The sequence below is a fragment of the Amycolatopsis sp. NPDC003861 genome (genome assembly GCF_053605405.1).
On the sequence record NZ_JBSGJD010000116.1, the window covers coordinates 1 to 16,667 of the forward strand.

The 16,667-nt window shown below is 64.5% G+C and carries 13 protein-coding genes and 3 pseudogenes; 8 read left to right on the forward strand and 8 right to left on the reverse strand.

Annotated features, from left to right (window positions below):
* The 6 genes and pseudogenes from ACWEVN_RS26440 to ligD all read left to right on the forward strand — a co-directional run.
* Positions 1 to 2,758 (forward strand): annotated as a pseudogene (locus ACWEVN_RS26440) (hypothetical protein); the annotation flags it as partial.
* Between the two features lie 153 nt (positions 2,759 to 2,911).
* Positions 2,912 to 3,366: pseudogene (locus ACWEVN_RS26445) on the forward strand (ATP dependent DNA ligase); the annotation flags it as partial.
* A 227-nt stretch (positions 3,367 to 3,593) separates the two neighbouring features.
* Entirely contained in the window at positions 3,594 to 3,791 is a 198-nt protein-coding gene (locus tag ACWEVN_RS26450; protein WP_452053084.1) for a hypothetical protein, read from the forward strand.
* Complete coding sequence (locus tag ACWEVN_RS26455; RefSeq protein ID WP_452053085.1) at positions 3,788 to 4,351, forward strand: RNA polymerase sigma factor; 564 nt, start codon at positions 3,788 to 3,790, stop codon at positions 4,349 to 4,351. The genes ACWEVN_RS26450 and ACWEVN_RS26455 overlap by 4 nt, the downstream gene beginning before the upstream one ends.
* 140 nt (positions 4,352 to 4,491) lie before the next feature.
* Positions 4,492 to 5,379: an OmpA family protein gene (locus ACWEVN_RS26460; protein ID WP_452053086.1), complete on the forward strand. Its 888-nt coding sequence runs from the start codon at positions 4,492 to 4,494 to the stop codon at positions 5,377 to 5,379.
* Positions 5,380 to 5,878: 499 nt separating this feature from the next.
* Positions 5,879 to 6,486: pseudogene (ligD, locus tag ACWEVN_RS26465) on the forward strand (non-homologous end-joining DNA ligase LigD); the annotation flags it as partial.
* A gap of 173 nt (positions 6,487 to 6,659) precedes the next feature.
* On the opposite strand, the gene ACWEVN_RS26470 reads toward ligD, so the two are convergent.
* On the reverse strand, positions 6,660 to 7,724 hold the full coding sequence (locus tag ACWEVN_RS26470) for a hypothetical protein (RefSeq protein WP_452053087.1): 1,065 nt from the start codon (positions 7,722 to 7,724) through the stop codon (positions 6,660 to 6,662).
* 750 nt (positions 7,725 to 8,474) lie between these two features.
* Between ACWEVN_RS26470 and ACWEVN_RS26475 the strand changes: the two genes are divergently transcribed.
* On the forward strand, positions 8,475 to 9,362 hold the full coding sequence (locus ACWEVN_RS26475) for a DUF4238 domain-containing protein (protein ID WP_452053088.1): 888 nt from the start codon (positions 8,475 to 8,477) through the stop codon (positions 9,360 to 9,362).
* Between the two features lie 452 nt (positions 9,363 to 9,814).
* Here the strand turns inward: ACWEVN_RS26475 and ACWEVN_RS26480 are convergent, their stop codons facing one another.
* Positions 9,815 to 10,303 (reverse strand): hypothetical protein, encoded by a 489-nt coding sequence (locus ACWEVN_RS26480; RefSeq protein ID WP_452053089.1) that lies wholly within the window; start codon positions 10,301 to 10,303, stop codon positions 9,815 to 9,817.
* A gap of 592 nt (positions 10,304 to 10,895) precedes the next feature.
* Here ACWEVN_RS26480 and ACWEVN_RS26485 point away from each other — a divergent pair.
* A complete protein-coding gene (locus ACWEVN_RS26485; protein ID WP_452053099.1) occupies positions 10,896 to 11,393 on the forward strand; it encodes an amidase family protein in 498 nt (165 codons plus the stop codon).
* Between the two features lie 258 nt (positions 11,394 to 11,651).
* Here ACWEVN_RS26485 and ACWEVN_RS26490 read toward each other — a convergent pair whose 3' ends face one another.
* From ACWEVN_RS26490 to ACWEVN_RS26515, 6 genes are all read right to left on the reverse strand, one after another.
* Complete coding sequence (locus ACWEVN_RS26490) at positions 11,652 to 12,149, reverse strand: Mov34/MPN/PAD-1 family protein (protein ID WP_452053090.1); 498 nt, start codon at positions 12,147 to 12,149, stop codon at positions 11,652 to 11,654.
* Entirely contained in the window at positions 12,146 to 13,441 is a 1,296-nt protein-coding gene (locus ACWEVN_RS26495; RefSeq protein ID WP_452053091.1) for a ThiF family adenylyltransferase, read from the reverse strand. The genes ACWEVN_RS26490 and ACWEVN_RS26495 overlap by 4 nt, the downstream gene beginning before the upstream one ends.
* A complete protein-coding gene (locus tag ACWEVN_RS26500) occupies positions 13,438 to 14,007 on the reverse strand; it encodes a hypothetical protein (protein WP_452053092.1) in 570 nt (189 codons plus the stop codon). The genes ACWEVN_RS26495 and ACWEVN_RS26500 overlap by 4 nt, the downstream gene beginning before the upstream one ends.
* A gap of 7 nt (positions 14,008 to 14,014) precedes the next feature.
* Entirely contained in the window at positions 14,015 to 14,989 is a 975-nt protein-coding gene (locus ACWEVN_RS26505) for an SMODS domain-containing nucleotidyltransferase (RefSeq protein ID WP_452053093.1), read from the reverse strand.
* A gap of 190 nt (positions 14,990 to 15,179) precedes the next feature.
* Positions 15,180 to 16,271, reverse strand: a complete 1,092-nt coding sequence (locus tag ACWEVN_RS26510) for an SAVED domain-containing protein (protein ID WP_452053100.1) — start codon at positions 16,269 to 16,271, stop codon at positions 15,180 to 15,182.
* Positions 16,272 to 16,357: 86 nt separating this feature from the next.
* Complete coding sequence (locus tag ACWEVN_RS26515) at positions 16,358 to 16,495, reverse strand: hypothetical protein (RefSeq protein WP_452053094.1); 138 nt, start codon at positions 16,493 to 16,495, stop codon at positions 16,358 to 16,360.
* Between the last annotated feature and the right edge of the window lie 172 nt (positions 16,496 to 16,667).

Genomic DNA, 16,667 nt, shown 5'->3' on the forward strand with positions numbered 1-16,667 from the left:
CGACGAAGCCGTCACACACTACCGCCGGCTGACCGAGGACAACCCCGCCGCGTTCCTGCCCGACCTCGCCAAGTCGCTGAGCAACCAAGCTGCGGCGAGGATTGAGGTTGGTGACCGCGCGGGCGCATTGGCTGCGATCGACGAAGCCGTCACACACTACCGCCGGCTGACCGAGGACAACCCCGCCGCGTTCGCGCACGACCTCGCCGCGTCGCTGAGCAACCAAGCTGCCACGAGGAGTGTGATTGGTGACCGCGCGGGCGCATTGGCTGCGATCGACGAAGCCGTCACACACTACCGCCAGCTGGCCGAGGACAACCCGGCCGCGTTCCTGCCCGAACTCGCCGCGGCGCTAAACAATCAAGCTATTATGCGACGTGCGGTTGGTGACCGCGCGGGCGCCCTGGCCGCGATCGACGAGGCCGTCGCCCTGCGGCACCAGCTGGCCGGGAGCAGTCCGGCCACGTTCCTGCCCGACCTCGCCAGATCGCTGAACAACCAAGCTGGTATGCGAAGTGCGGTTGGTGACCGTGCCGGCTCCTTGGCTGCGATCGACGAAGCCGTCGCACACTACCGCAAGCTGGCTGAGGACAATCCGGCCGCGTTCGCGTCCAACCTCGCCTCGGCGCTGAATAACCAAGCCAACCGGCGGAGTGAGATTGGAGACCGCGCGGGCGCCCTGACCGCCATCGACGAAGCCGTCGCCCTGCAGCGCCAACTGGCCGAGGACAACCCGGCCGCGTCCGCGTCCAACCTCGCCGCGGCGCTGAATAACCAAGCCAACCGGCGGAGTGAGATTGGAGACCGCGCGGGCGCCCTGACCGCCATCGACGAAGCCGTCGCCCTGCAGCGCCAACTGGCCGAGGACAACCCGGCAGCCTTCCTTCCCGACCTCGCCAAGTCGCTGAACAGCCAAGCCGCCATGCGGGGTGAGGTTGGTGACCACTCGGGCGCCTTGGCTGCGATCGACGAAGCCGTCACACACTACCGCCGGCTGGCTGAGGACAACCCGGTCCCGTTCCTGCCAGACCTCGCCATGTCGCTGAATAGCCAAGGCAACCGGCGGAGTGAGGTTGGTGATAGCGCCGACGCCCTGACCGCCATCGACGAGGCCGTCGCCTTGCTGCGCCGGCTGGCTGAGGACAACCCGGCCGCGTTCCTATCCAACCTCGCCATGTCGCTGAACAATCAAGCCAACCGGCGGAATGAGGTTGGTGACAGCACCGACGCCCTGACCGCCATCGACGAAGCCGTCGCCCTGCAGCGCCAACTGGCCGAGGACAACCCGGCAGCCTTCCTTCCCAGCCTCGCCGCGTCGCTGAACAATCAAGCCGCCACGAGGATTGAGGTTGGTGACCGCCCGGGCGCCTTGGCTGCGATCGACGAAGCCGTCACACACTACCGCCGGCTGGCTGAGGACAACCCGGCCGCGTTCGCACCGAACCTCGCCAAGTCGCTGAACAACCAAGCCGCCGGGAGGATTGAGGTTGGTGACCGCCCGGGCGCCTTGGCCGCGATCGACGAAGCCGTCGCCCTGCAGCGCCGGCTGGCTGAGGAGAACCCCGCTGCGTTCCTACCCGACCTCGCCGCGTCGCTGAACGACCAAGCCAATCAGCGGAGTGAGGCCGGTGACCGCGCCGGCGCCCTGGCGGCCTTTCCGGACGTATGGCGCGAGTTCACCGCGGGACCGCGAGCCGAGTTGATCGCCATGCGGTCCCGGTGGCGTCTACGAGGAATCGATGTCCGCGCTGCTGCAGATCCAGCAGAGATCGATGATGTCCTCGACGATCTGAGATTGGCCGCATCGACTGCCGCCGAGCCTGACCTTCCCGACCGCAGTGGCGCTGCCCGCCGCAAAGTCCGGGAGACGGTTGGCGAAGTGCTGGAAATGCTGCCCGACTCCGAGGACTTCCGGTCGCGGCTGCCGACCTGGGCGATCACTGACGCATCCGAACCACTCGTAGTTATCCTGAATCGGTGGCTCAATAGCCGCGATTGGGACGCGCGCGAGTCATTCGTCCGCGACAACTACACCACTTTGCTCACCAGCTCTGGACAGGCCAACATTGCGTTGGCCCGCTTCCTATACCCAGAAGCTGACACCCTCGCCGACCTGCACGACCTCCTGGATCAGGTGCGCACCCGGGGACTAGACGACACTCTGGCCACCTACCGCGCCGCGCAAACTCACGCGACCGACCTGCACGCCTGGCTCACCGTACCAACCTGGGAAGGATCACGTGCATTTCTGAAGGAACACCCCGATCTGATCGCAGATCCACGCACGCTAACCGTTCTGGAATCCGCCAGCGAGCACCCGGTGGCCAGCCAGCATCTCGGCATCCTGCGGCTCATCCAACAGTCAGCGAGCAGGTCGATCGACGACATTTACGACGCGGTCGTCGACCCACTGCTCGCCACCGACCAAGCAATGCACCACCTCGAATGCCTTGACACGGGACTGCTGGACGACCTCCTCCGCGCTGCCCCAGAACTGCTCCAGCTACCATTTACGGGCCCCTACCTGCTCGCAGCGCGCGCCGCCCTTTCCGCGACCGAATCGTCGACCGACGAGAAACCCCCTGTGAGCGCGCAGACGGCGATGGCGTTGGCCGCCCGGACCGGTACGGCCACCCAGTGTGCCGCGGGCGCCGCCCGCTTACGCCGCATAGCGCGGCGCGAACCCAACTTCGCGAGCTCGTTCGAGTACCTCGCTGCACAACTGAAACCCGCAGCAGGCGAAAACTCGAGCAAATAGCAATGATGACCATACCGAGACCTCAACATCTGCGCGTCACATGCCCTCCTAACACCCTAATAGGAGGTGCTCGACCGGCGCTCTATTGGCCTTCTTGGTGAAGACTCGGCCGCGAGTGGTGGTGCGCGGCACGATTAAGCTTAGTCCGGTAAAGGCACCGGCTTCACTGAGACCGCCCGAGCACAGCTGCTCACCCGCCTGGAAGCCATTGAGCAGCGTCGGCACCCCTTCGCCGTGACCCCGCCGCGTGAAGACACCGTCCGCGCCCACTGGGTGCAGCCTGAGCTCGTCGGCGAGGTGGTGTTCCGCCAGTTCACCCGCGGCGCCGGTCGGCTGCGCCACACCGCCTGGCGCGGCCTGCGCGAGGACCGCGAACCCGCCGACGTCCTGGCCCCACGTGCCCGTGAACGCGTCGACGCCGAAACCATCCCATCGCCCGGTCAGCGGCCGGCACCGCGCGCGGACGAGCCAGGCCCGACTGCGGCGACGCCGGCACTGCTGGGGTCGAAGGTCACCGTGCAGGCCGGGAACCGGCGCCTCACCCTGTCCAACCTCGACAAGCAGCTGTATCCGTCGGCTTCACCAAGGGCGAAGTGATCATTCACTGGATTAGCGGCCGAGGCGTCAAACTTTAGCTCAGCGATGATGCCTTGCGCCCGGCGATCCTTCCGAAGTGATAGCCCAACCCCCGCGCTGAGCACTCGAGGGCCACTCGGCACGCGGATAATGTGGCTTAGGTCACACCTTGCTCAATAATGCGATCACTTAGACGACTTCATTGTGAGCGTCGAGGCACAGAGCGCTCGTTCACCCACGAAAGGTCAGGATCGAGATTATGGACGAGAACATCTGGGCGTCCAGTGCGCCTGTGCGTAGCGCGTCGATTGTCGCCGAGGTGTTGCGCGAGAGATCTCGGCGCGCGACGATCAACTCCGCGCTTGATCGGCTCGCCGCCACGGGAGGAACGATCGAAGTTGACCTGCGAGGATGGTCTGCTCAGATTCCCAGCCAGCAGGTCGACGTCACACGGTGACCGATGCGCAGCCGCGCCAGGACTCCGCCTCGCACCGCGAGGCGGAGTTTTCCGCTTTCTATAAGAAAAACATCGCGGCACTTGGTCGATTTGGACGAACACTGACGCATTGTCATCACGACGCGGAGGATATGGCAGCGGAAGCGATGAAAGTATTGTTCGAAAAGTGGGACGACATTCAGGAAGGGCAGCGACTAACGTTTGCATTTAAGATCGTACACAACAAACATGTCTCGATGGTGCGCCGAGCTGTCACTCAACGCAACTTCGCGAAGTCCTCGAATCAACGTCAAGAGACAGACCTAGACTACTGCTTTGAACTCCTGGCAACCAGTGAAGCAATCAGAAAGCTCTCACCGCAGCAACGCTACATTATCAGATTGAACGTAGAAGGCCTGAGCAATGCAAATATTGCGACGGTTCTTAATATTGAGAAGACTTCTGTTGCTGAGGAACTATCTCGAGCTCGCAGTAAACTACGGCGATTGATGGGTCGCCACGCCGTTCAGAGTCATAAAGGCAGAAAGGGTACCACTATTGAAAGAGGTTCGCCCGCGTGAGCAGTAGCTCTTTGCGTCGAGCAATATGGGTCGACGACCGCCAGTGTGTCGAATGCAAAACTTATGACCACAACCTTCCGGCGATGCCCCGAAGGTGAATTTTTGCTTCCCGCAAGACGCGCAAAGGAAGATGAACAGGGATGATTCTGACGCTCATTGTTTTCTTCGGAGTGTTGATAGGCACAACCGTGGCTATCTTTTTCGTTCGACGAAATCGTCGGGTGGCGATCTCCGAGGATGAACTTGACCAGCAGCTGGAGCGATTGCATCGTCATGAATGTACGGTGACCAGCGAGGAAGAAGCCCGTCATTCTGCCAATCTTAAAGCGATTTTTTCAGGTGCCACTCTTACGTCTGCGCCACGCCCGCCAGAAACTGCGCAAGCGGAATACCTTACCGCTCGTTCAAGTGTCAAACTTGAGTCAGTCATCTTTATGGAAAAATTTGCGCACACATTCGGTGCGACTACTTCTAGGGTCTTAAGAATCTGGATCGCGAGCATTTCTCACGTGAGCGCTAGGCAGAGGAGATTTATAGCTGCATCTGGTGCCGCCTTGGCTACGTTGACTCTAATCACATATATTTCCGGCACGACTCCTTGGCCTGAGAAGGGAGGGGCGGGTAGTCAACTTCCACAAGCAGGTGTGCAACTAACTCTGCCTGCACCTGTTCCAATGACATGCGAAACTTGCGCAGGGTCCAGAGTGTCGATCAGATTGTCGCCCCTGTTCCTCGCTGATCGCCCTGATCTGACCTCTAAGGGAAGGGAATTGGTTCTCGCCGCCGCAAATGTAATCGAACACAACGATCATGTCGTAATCGAGGGGCACGCTGCCCGGATAGGGAAGGCCGAGTCGGCATACAAGCTTAGTCTCCAACGCGCTCAGGCAGTCGCCGATCTACTGATTGACCTGGGTGTCCCCAAGAGTCAATTGATGATTGTCGGACGTGGATTTGAGCACCCTTTGACAGTGAGTGGGCTAGGCGTCGAAGAGCGCAGGGTTGACATTTACATCACTCGTCATTGAGCTGACTGAGCGCTCCCGTAGTCACTCCAAGACCTCGGGACGTAACCTCGACTGCGCTACGCAAGCGGCGAGCCGATATGAGGCCCTTTCTACGCCGACTGCAGCAGATGGCGCGGAACGCCAGGGGTACGCGTGATCCGCGTCGACAGCGGCATCCTCGACCTGCACTCGTTGGCTCGGCCGGCGCATCGGAGCAGGCAGCCAAGAAACTGCAAAACTCAACGCGGCGCACCGCCCGTCGTTACCGGTCACACCCAAGTTCCTGCAGGCCCCGCGGGCTGGGCCGCGGTCGGCGACGATACCGGCTCGCGGTCGACTGGCACACCTTCGGTTCAGCGGTGACCCGTCTGCTCGCGATCATGTAGCGGCCTGGCCTGGCGGAGATCTTGTGACTCACCAGAGCAGGTCTACCGGTTGAAGAACAGGCTCTGCGACCTCTGCTGGAAGAACGGGCTACTGGCCAGGACGCGTCGTAGTCCGGTCAACAGTCAACTACTACTCCCACGTCGCTGACGTCCTACTGCCGCATGTCGCCGGCCGGCCGGTCACGTTCACCCGGTTCCCCGACGGCGTCGGCGAGGGCAAGCAGCAGTTCTTCGAGAAAAACGTGCCAAACGGCGCGCCGGACTGGCTGCCCACCGTCGCGCTACCCAGCACCGGCTCTCGATCCGGCCGCGGTGAAGGCACCATCACCTACGCGCTGCTGGAGGAGCTGCCGGCGCTTGTGTGGGCGGCGAATATGGCCGCGCTCGAGCTGCGCGTCCCGCAATGGCAGATCGAGACCACCGGTGGGCGGCGCCCGCCGGACCGGCTGGTGTTCGACCTCGACCCCGGGCCCAGGACTCGATCGTGGACTGCTGCCGGGTCGCCGAACGGCTTCGCGTGCTGCTCGACGCCGATGGGCTCACCGCGTTCGCGAAGACGTCCGGGTCGAAGGGAATGCAGCTCTACGCCGCGATCACCACCACCGCCCCGACCGCACCGTCGGCTTACGCCAAGAGGCTGGCCCAGCAACTGGCCCGCGAAACTCCGGATGTGTCAGCTGCTGTTGGACACCCTCGCCGATTCCGCCGCCCCATGGCACGCCGACGAACGACCCGCACGTGAGACCACCCCGTAAGGTCCTCGCCGTGATGGCCGCGGCTCTGGCAACGCTATGCGCTGCTGCCAGCACCACCTACCAGCGGCTCGCTGAATGTCGGGACGTCCGACGGTTCCCGCCCGGCGAGATGGCCTCTAGCACGCACGACCCGCTGGCAGGAAACGCTGGCCGCCGAGACTCATGCGCCGACAGTAGCGGCGCCGAGCGCGTGACTCCAAGCGTCCCATTCCGGCCGAGCGCCGGCTTTGAGGCCGATGGAGATGCTCGAGTCGTCAGACTCGGAGGGGAGCTCGGTGAATCTGAATCGCAGGTGGTGGGTACTGCAGAGGTCTCCGTGGTGCTCACAGCGGCGATTCGCGTGCGAGAACTTCAGATCCGGTGCTGTAGCGATCTCGGCTGCGGATAACCCGAATAGAGGATCCGCGAGCGCCCGGCTGACACTAGGCCGGAGCGGCGTGTGACCCGGCCACTCGATGTTGAAGCTGGAGCAGCCGGTCGGCCAAGTTTGAATCCAGAGCGTCCCGTTGAGGATGCCGATCCTCCGCAGGACACCGCTGGCCATCTCCGCCGGCCCGAATGCACGCACGTAGGCGGACAGCGACTTCTCTTCCTGCGGGCTGAGCCGGTCCGGTGCGGCGTCGGCCAGGCACAGACCGTGCTCGAGCTCGCGGTTGCGCGATGCGCGGTAGGCATGCGCTGCGCGCCATGCCGTTTTGTCGACTCCCAAAAGTTCGACCCGCGTGTGTGGTGCGTCGACGAGGTACAGCTCGGTCGATCGCCGATGCGTGTGGGCCCGCAGACCGGGGATCCCCCACAGGGCGTCCTCAGCCTCATACGGCATCGCCTCGTACAGCAGCGGCGCAACGGCGACGGGATTCAACCGCAGCTTCAGACCGTCTGACAATGGAGTGACGGATTGGACCACGACGGCAGGCCGATTCAGGCTGCCTTCGGGATGGGTGTGCAGATGGTGGACGGCGCGAGATATCGCGTCGAGCAGAGCCGCTTCGAGATCGATTTGCGACTGGTCGGTGGCGTCAGGCAGCACGGTCGCGCGCCAAACCACTGGAGCTTCGGGACCATAAGGTGCCGGCACGATCGGACTTTCCGTCAGGATGCGCAGGCGCGAGAGTTCGGCAGCTGGAAGTGCGGCGAGGTTTGGTCGCACGGACTCAGTCGCGATCTGCTGGGACTCGCCGGTAAGCATGCGGCGACGGCGGATGAGCTCGTCTGTCCAGGACATAACGTCACCTCGTTCTGCCTGCCCGGCAAGGCGCAACAAGGTCGATCGGCAGTCCACGACGACGACGCGACGAATGGGGTGTGCGGCTTCGGCTGTCCAGCCGTTCCGTGGGGCGCCGTCATGTGCCGGGCGATGACGGTTCCGACGATGCGTCGCTCGTGACGCAGGACGGACCCTAGCACGAGATGTCAACCGCGATTCGGACCCGACTTCAAACGGGGACGCTTTGTCATGGAGCGAACCGGTGCCGATCGGGCACAGACGCCGCACCTACCGTGGTGGCCTTGCCTCCGAGGCAGGAGAGTAGTATCACGTGCTGACAGCCGGTACATCAATATCAAGGACGAGTTCTACGTCCGCGTTCGTGCCAAGGGACAGGTCGCGACAAGCGAGATCAACGCGAGCTAGCCGACGCCTTGGCCGACCGTTAGAACCCGACCGAGGCCCCGAGGTGCGTGGCCTCGGTGGTCAAGGAGCTGGCCGTCGAGAAGGTGCAGCTGGTAGTACAACGCAGAACGACGAGCTCATCCGGAACTTAAGTCGTTGCGGAGTGCACTACAACAACCGGCCTACCCTAGTTGACCGACCACGGCGGCGTCCGGCATGTGTCCGAGTCAGCCAATTTGGCTACAGGCGCTGACAGGCAGTGTGCGACAATGAGGCATGAGCGGCTGGACTTTCCCGCCTCGTCGGTCCCCTGCGGATTTGGCGCAGCAGCGAGCAGCATTGGTCCTTCAGCAAAGTCAGTTGGTGAGGAACCAGCACATAGTCTCGCGGGCAGTGTTGAAGAACTTTAGCTCTAAAGATTCGAACGGCGGCGATGCGCTCATTCCTTACAATGTTCGAGCCCGTCGGGAGTTGCGTGCGCTTGGTATTGGTGGATGTGGAAAGATACCAAATTTCATTCGTTACGCCTCTAGGTCCTTGGAGGAGCTCTGGAAGTCCTCTGTCGAGGATCATCTTCACCGAGTATCGGCAGCCATCAGGGATCGTAGTATTCTTGACAAGCCTGATTTGATCACTGTTGTAAAGGATTGTATTGCTCTGCATCTTGCGCGCTCTCCTAGGTATCTTGAAGTCCATGCCGCCAGTATTAAGAAAGTCGAGCGCAAGCTAAAGCCCGATGTTGTCGCAAGATTCAGAGAACCTTTGAGTCGACTCTTCTTGAAGAAGTACGGCATATATCCGGTCGGCGACGAGGCGCTGGGAAGTGTTGTGGACGACCTCTTCGCCGACTGGAGAAGTGCCAACTCGGACGGCCTGTTAGAGCGTCAAGACATCGAGGAGGCTTTCGAGCGAATTCGGGGAACGTTCGCTCCTCTTCAGATTAACGTTATGTTTTCCCCTCCGGGGAGCGAGTTTCTGATTTCGGATGCTCCGGCTTTCACGTATCTCTTCGATGCTACTGGGAAAAAGTTTTCGAAGATCAGGGGGGCCATCGGAGACTCTAACGGTGCGGGGATGCCTATCGCGCGAGACTGTTTTGTTTCGATATCCCCGGACCTGGGGATGGGTGAGGCGCCTGCTGTATTCGTCGACTACCTGAACACGGTTCAGATGGAGATCGCCTATGAGCATGTGTACTACCGACAGGGGAGCCTGCTGGCGTCATGGGTCGCGTCTGCTGTTGCCCCTTAAGTCGCCGTGCTTGGTCATGGGCATTGAGCGTACGTGCTTTGAGCGTCTGCGATCCCGTGTCACTTGTAGTCAACCTGCAGGCCTGTTGGGCATTCTTCCGCCGACGAACGGGATCGCCGCGTCGTAGGGTCGGCCGGCGGCGATCGCGATCGTGGGCCAGGTGGTGCGTCAGGTGACTCACTGGAGCCCGTAGCTCTCGAACGCGGTCTGCAGTTTGCCGGACGCAGCGAGCACTTAACCTGCGGTGGCAGCGATCCGACGCTGCCGTTCGGCGCGGACATGCTTTTCTGGATGTGGAGCGAGCCGAGATAGCCGAGAAACACATCGGTCCGGCAGGTGATCGCCGGCGGCAGGGAGGAGAACTCCGCGACATTATGCCCGCCTGAGATTTGCTGGCGCGTCGTCCGTGTAGGAGATTCGATGTGGCGCCCGCGCCGACTCGAACGCGATGGTCATCGAGGTTTCTTTTCCAGCGCCCGCAGCCGACCTTTGACGTCGGCCAGCTCGTGCAGAAGCGTTCCGAACGCAGCGTCCTGCACGCGGTAGGGGTCGTCGTCAGTCCAGAACTCGACGACTGCGCGTACGTGGTCTTCCCAGAAGGCTTGGTCGTTGGACGTCTGCTCTGGCCAGATCTGGGCGACGAGTTTGGAGAATCCGTCGCCGGGGAAGCGGCCGTCCTTGCGGACAACGAGAGCGCTGATCAGGGGCCGTCCGAACTGGTGCTCGTAGGCCGAGACATGGTAGAGCGCGATCCGGATGGGGGTGACCCAGCCGTGCCCGACGCCCGGTTTCGAGTTGCCGGTCTGATTGGAAGGGACGAGTTCGTCCAACTCGCCGTAGGTCACGAGCGCGGCGTCGGTGTTGCCATGGTCGACTCGTCGTGCGGCGGTGATCAGGGCTTGCCGGATCCGCCGCTCGTAGGCAGTCAGTTTCATCATCATGTGCTCCTCGTGAGGGGCGAGGCTCGTAAGCCTGGGATGTCCGTGGACGACGTTCACGCTATCCGACGAAGGTGATGGAGGCCAGCGGTTGGCGAGGAAGGTGGTCCCTGGAGGGCGTCTATCCTCGCCGGTTTCGGTCGTGCCCGGGTCCCCGGTAGTCGCGGAGGCGCAACCTTGCCGCGGCGGCGTACGCAGAGACGAGGTTGTTCCGCTGGGTAGCGGTGTCGATGGACACGGACGCCCTCCTTGCTAGGTGGTGGAGTGGTCGATCCACACCGTCCCGACGGGGGGTTTCCAGCGGCGTCGTTCCGACGTGGAGCTGGATCGGAGGACGACGTTCTTGCGGAACGCAACCCCAGCGCGTTCAAGGTCGGAATGCCGCCGCAAGCGGCCTCCTGACGGACGACGAGGCCCTGGCTGGAAAAGTCCCAGCGAGCCTCGACGGAGTCCTGGACGATCAGCCAGGTCAATGCCGCGGTGAACGCGGTCGTCACGCTGATGGCCGATCAAGCGCTGGACGGGACCCGGCGAGCTGAGCGCGAGGTGCAGCGGAGCGAGCACGTCGGTCCCCTGCACGGGGTGCCCTTCACCCATCAAGGACTCGTTCGACACCGCAGGCGTCGCTACGAAACGCGGGTCTCGCGTCTTCGCCGACCACGTCCCGGCCACGAATGCGACCGCTGTCGTCAGGCTCATCGCCGCCGGTGCGATCCCGGTGGCCAAAACGAACCTGCCGGAATTCTCGTTCTGGACCGAAAGCAACAATCCGGTCACCGGACGCAGCCGGAATCCGTGGAACCTTGAGCGCACGACCGGCGGCTCAAGCGGTGGAGAGGCGGCGGCCGTCGCCGCGGGCATGTCGCCATTGGCCCTCGGCAGTGACGTGGCGTTCTCGGTGCGCGCTCCCGCCCACTGCCCCGGGGTGGCCGCCCTGAAAGCGACCCGCGGCCGGTTCCCGTTGACTGGACACTGGCCGGCGGTGCCAGCGCGGTACTTGCACGCGGGACCGTTGGCGCGCACGGTGCGCGATCTTCGCACGACGCTGACCGTGTTGTCGGGCGCCGACGGCGTCGACGGGTACGGGCGGTAACCGGGGGACGCCGGGGTCGCGGCGCGGGCTCTTCACCGGCCGCGCGACTGCTGCTCGAACTGCAGGTCGACACCGACAATCGGTGGCGCGTCCGCCTGTTCTGGGTCGCCTGCAGGCGACCCAGTCATACAAGGGTGCGCGGGTTGATCTCCCAAGAGTTGCGGCGCTTGTCGTGCGGACGGGTAGAAGAATTAGCACTGACCCGGGGCGCGAGCTTTATCTGTGCGTCGAATATCTGTACGCGAAATGGAGTGGTCGTCAGCCATCTTTTGCCTCGCTGTTCGGCGCGCTGTCCGCGAGAACGGGGAATGCATCAGTGGGTGTGACGATCCATGCCGTGAGCTGAGGTGTGTGCCAGTCCCCCGTGTCGTCGTCCAGGATGATTGCGACAATGTAGTCGAATGCGAGTTCGGGGTCGCCGAGGAGAGTCTGGTAGGTCGCGAGGTCTCTTGCACTTGGTCGCGGTGGTGTGTATAGGTGAGTGTGCCACTCCCCGATCCAGATGCTGCGATCGAGAGCAAAGGCTTGGTTGGCGAGGGTTTGCGCGTGTTGAAGGTCGCGTTGGAAGAAGTCAGGCCGTCGGATGGCGTCCGGGCCGGGACGTCCGGCGTGGCGGACGACGATCGCGCCAGGTTCCGCCGTGCCGAGTAGGATGCCGCCGGTCTCCAGGCCGTCGGTTGAGGCACGAGCTTCGTCTCCGATGGCGGACATGGCCGACGCGGTGAGGATGATCTCGTTGGGGATGGGCGGCGTCACGGCAGGCCACAGGTAGGGCAGTCGGCTCGCGGTGGGGCCGCTGCTGACCACCGCATGTTGCCGGTGTAGCCGAGGTCGAACGGACCGGTCCAGCCGCGGCGGGCCTGCAGGCCGATCGTGAGGTGTTCGCCGGGGAGGCGGTGCGCGAAGTTGCCCGTGGTTTCCAGGGCGGTCGCTACGGTGAGTTTGGCGGCGAGGTCCCCGACAAGGAAGAGATCGGAGCCGACGGCGGTCATGGGTCGGTGCAATGTTCCGGTGCCGTAGCCTGCTTCGAGCGCCGGTTCAGGGTCGAGGATGCCGTGGTTGGCGAGTGCTTGCCGTCGGCACAGGAGGCAGCCGTGGTCGGGCCAGGGGCGTAGTCGGATGACTTCGCCGATCCCTCCGTCGGCGAGGACGCAGGCCAGGATCGCGGGCTTGTTGGCGCGGCGGGCGAGGTGGCTGGTGGTGCGTCGTGGTGCTACGCCGTCGGCGCAGCAGAGGATGATGCTGGTCTCGTCGAGGAGGCCGCGGATGCGGTCGGCGTCGTCGACGATGTCGTATCGGAACGCGTTGATCACGGTGTCGCCGCGGTGGTCGGCGAGGTGCTCGCGGAGGGCGTCGACTTTGTAGTGCCCGACGTAGCGGCGGGGTAATACGTGGCGGACCAGGTTGTGCCACATCAGCCGGTCGGGGTCGACGAGGAGGAGCCGTCCGACGCCGTATCCGGCGAGTGCGGTGGCTGCTGCTCCGCCGATGCTGCCGATGCCGACCACCATGACCGTGACGGCCGACAGGTCGACCACCGGCCAGTGGGGATGTAGCTGCATGATGCCGGTGGTTTCCGGCTCGACGGCCACCGAGGCGCCGAACACTCCTGTTCGCGTCACCCACCACGCCGCGAGCCGGGAGACAGGTGTCTCGTCCCAGGGGGGCTCGTCTGCGTCCGGCGCGTAGGTCAGCACGACGTACCCGATGGCACCAGGGTCGGCGGGCCGCTTAGGGAGCCGCTTGGCGAACTCGTCGAACGGCACCCCGACGTGGTCACCGCGTCGGGTGATTTCGTACCACCAGCCGTGCAGCTCCACCGGTACCCGGTACCAGAATCCCTCCCCGCCGGGGAGTCCGGAATTCATGGGGTGGGTCTTGGGCTCCAGCGTCAGCTGGTAGCCGACCGTTGCGGTGTGGATGTAGCTGATCAGCAGGAGGTCGTCAGACTCGGAGCGTTTGAACTTGATGGTCCCGGACGGGCCGGCGTTGGTGGAGGTGAGGTAGCGCAGCCCGTCGCGGGGTAGCAGGAGCAGTGTGCTGGTCATTCGGCGGTTCCGATCGGCTCCGGCGCCCCGATGCCGTCGTTCTCGGGTTTCTCGCTGGTGGTGGTGATGAGGTTGTCCAGCTCTGGGTCGCTGACGATCCCGTGCAACGTCATCTGCTCCAGCGCTCCGGCCTTCATCAGGGCGTATTCCACTCGCCAGGCCGCGGCCTTCAGGATGAGGTCGCAGATCGAGTCGCGGGGATCCCAGGCGGTGTCGGTCTGGAACTGGCAGAGGCTGCCGTCGCCGTTGACGTGCCACCGGTGCTGGGTGCACTCGACCGGGTGCGGCCGGGGGCCGACGGGATAGATCCGGGGCGGCACCATCGGGTACGCCTGTCGGTAGGCGATGACGACCTCCAAGCCCGCGCCGCCGAGCAGGCGCGACAGACCGGGGGGCTCGGGCCGCTCCAGGGGCCACATGGGGATCCGCCCTACCCAGCCGCCCGCGCCCTCCGGCGTCCAGGTGAGTTGCGGGAACCGAGCGGTGACCTCGTCCCGATCTTGTGTAAATCGGGCCGGTTCTGCGTCCCACCAGTTGATCGGCGCGATGTCGCGCAGCGCGGTCATGGTCTGGTCAGCCCTGCGGGGCGTCCTTGATCGGGCGCGGCGCCACCGCGGGAACGATCAGGGCGGGACTGGTCTTGGGCTTACCCTCCGGCGCCGGGAAGTCGGTGCCGAACACCTCCCGCCACAGCTTCTTGGCGTCGTCGGTGTGGCCTTCGTCGGCCGCGTCGCACGCCTGGTCGGCGAGGTCGGCGGCGTTCAGCAGCGAGTCGCGCAGGCCGATTCGGTCCAGATCGGGCTGGATCTCGCCGCACAATCCGGCGGGATCCATGACCGGCCCGTTCCCGACCGCGGTCGCCGCCGCCGTGAAGAACCGCTTGAGGGCCTCCGGGCGCGAAAACCCACCCGGCAGGTAGTGCAGGGCGAGGACCTCCATCGCCAAGGACTTGACCTTGCCGTCCACCTCGGCGCGCTTCCGCCACGCCTTGAGCACCCGGACCATGCGCAGGAAGTAATCCCAGTCCGCGTTGCGCTTCTTGACCTCCTCGACCAGGTACTGCGGGCTAGCCGAAATCCAGTTGGAGGAGTTCTTCTCCGGGATGAGCAGGGCGCCGTTGTACGTGAGCGCGGGCATCGCGTCCACGGTGAACCCATCGTCGTCATCCGGCAGGTCGATGAAGCACTTGACCGCGTGGTTGCGGGGGCTGGCGATGCGGACCAGCTTCTCCACGGTGCCGTTGGTGGCGCCGAGCAGCTTGTTGACCTTGCCGCCCAACACGTCGAGGGCGTCGGCGGCCGAGTCGCCGGGCTCACCCCACCCTGGACGTTCGTCCAGGTCGAACACGACAACGAGGTCCAGGTCGTGGATCTTCGGGCCGATGTGGGTGCTGCGCCGCAAGGAGCCCGAGCCCCAGACCTCGACGATGTCGGACTCCGCGCCCAACGCGCTCTTGAACGTCTCGCGCCGCTCGCGGGCCTCCTTGACCTGCGTCGAATCCGCGTCCACCTGCTTCTGGAAGGCGTCGAACGCCGCGCCGAGGCTCATCGGGGATTCCCTTTCTCTGCGGATACCCGTGGAACGCCTCGTCCAGGTCAACCAGGGTCATGGATGGGCCATGACCAGCGTCGCAACCGTCCAACGGCGTCTTCGTGAGAAGCGTAACCGTCCCCACCGACAATTCCGGCCGGGCTCGTGCCCACACCGTGCCGGTGGCCTCCTCCGTCCTGGCTCGGACTTAGACGGAAGCCGGGGCCGGGAAGGGCTCGTAGGTGTTGCTGGCTGCGTCGAACGTGAAGGCGGTCCACCGGCCGTGCTCCGGCGACGCGAGCCGAGCACCGAGCGCTACCGCGATCGCGACGGGTCCGCTGAGGAAGATCGCGTGCTGGCCGGTTCGAGCGCCAGCTGGCAGCGGCGCCTCGCGCCAGGCCCGACAGGTCTGCTCCACCACACCGGTGAAGGTCGAGCTGTCCTCGGCCAACCGTGAGGAGGCATTCCGGAGCCGGAGCAGGTAGCCGATGCCGTGCTGGCGGCACGCCGCCACCACCTGGTCGAAGAACTGGTCTCCGCGGCCCTGCAGATCCAGCGCGAGGGCGACCTTGGTCGGGTCGCCCTCGTCGACGGCCTCCAGCCTGTCGACGGTCAGCGGCTCCGTGCTGGAGTCGATCGCGCGCAGCGAGGTCGCCGGAAAGTATGCCGGTGCCCCGTCTGCCTGGCGGATGGCGTGCACCATGACCTGGCGAGCGTGGGTGTACCCCAACCGGGCGCCGAACCAGAACGCGACATGCAGCGGCATAGTCGGGATCAGATTGATCCGGACGGCGTCGGGTGTCAGGCGTTCCGCCAACGTCGTGGCCGACAACGTCTCATCGGCCAGGGCGTCGACCAGTTGCCGGTCCCAGACGCCGTCACCGGGCAGCTCGATGCTGATCTTCAGGGTTACCGTGCACGTGCTCCGGCTGAACGTCTCCGCCTGCTGGTCCAGCTGCTGGGCACGCGCCAGCCCGCGACGAGCATCCGTCGCCGTGACCACGATGCCGACCCGCACCTGACGGCGTGCTCGGCTCCTCAGCCACAGCCCCAGGGCTACGAGCGCAAGCCCTGCGACGAAGGCCAGGACGAACCACCATCGCCCAGCCGGCTCGTCTGCCAGGAACGACTTCGCGGCCTCAACTCCGAACCCGCCCGCAGCCGTCCCACCCACGGTGAGTGGCGCCGTGCCGTCGGTGACGAGTGCCCACCTTCCTTGCGAACCGCCGGAGGTGTCGGCAGAGCCGACTACCGTCAACTGGGACGAACCCGGCCCTTCTGAAGCTGTCACTACAACCATCCGTTCGGGGGCCGACACTCGCGACGTGATCGCGCCAGCAGAGCGGTGTCACTCTATTCGGCCACGCCGGTGTCGCCGTCTCCTGATCACCGCCGGTCGACCAGCCTGTTGCTCGCGGCGGCGGTGCAACCGTCGAAAACCCCAGCGACCGCGTGGACGATCGCCGCGTACCGATCCCGGCGGTAGGTCGCCGGCAGCCGCACCCAGAACTCACGCGGTTCCACATGGTCAAGGCTTCCCGCCTCCAACGCACGACCACCAGCCGCCTGATCCGCCGCCGCTCGGATGACTAGCTAGCTAGGCCGCGTCGCGGTGGCGGACACGCTACTGCAACGCCGCCGGTAGGGCGATCGATCTGGTTGAGTTGATAGAGGCCGCGAATGCTAGGGTTCGATA

Coding starts and splice junctions, on each gene's coding strand:
- ACWEVN_RS26460 (WP_452053086.1), top strand. CDS start 4,492: ATGATTCTGACGCTCATTGTTTTCTTCGGAGTGTTGATAGGCACAACC.
- ACWEVN_RS26510 (WP_452053100.1), bottom strand. CDS start 16,271: ATGGTTGTAGTGACAGCTTCAGAAGGGCCGGGTTCGTCCCAGTTGACG.
- ACWEVN_RS26505 (WP_452053093.1), bottom strand. CDS start 14,989: ATGAGCCTCGGCGCGGCGTTCGACGCCTTCCAGAAGCAGGTGGACGCG.
- ACWEVN_RS26495 (WP_452053091.1), bottom strand. CDS start 13,441: ATGACCAGCACACTGCTCCTGCTACCCCGCGACGGGCTGCGCTACCTC.
- ACWEVN_RS26480 (WP_452053089.1), bottom strand. CDS start 10,303: ATGATGATGAAACTGACTGCCTACGAGCGGCGGATCCGGCAAGCCCTG.
- ACWEVN_RS26450 (WP_452053084.1), top strand. CDS start 3,594: ATGGACGAGAACATCTGGGCGTCCAGTGCGCCTGTGCGTAGCGCGTCG.
- ACWEVN_RS26500 (WP_452053092.1), bottom strand. CDS start 14,007: ATGACCGCGCTGCGCGACATCGCGCCGATCAACTGGTGGGACGCAGAA.
- ACWEVN_RS26470 (WP_452053087.1), bottom strand. CDS start 7,724: ATGTCCTGGACAGACGAGCTCATCCGCCGTCGCCGCATGCTTACCGGC.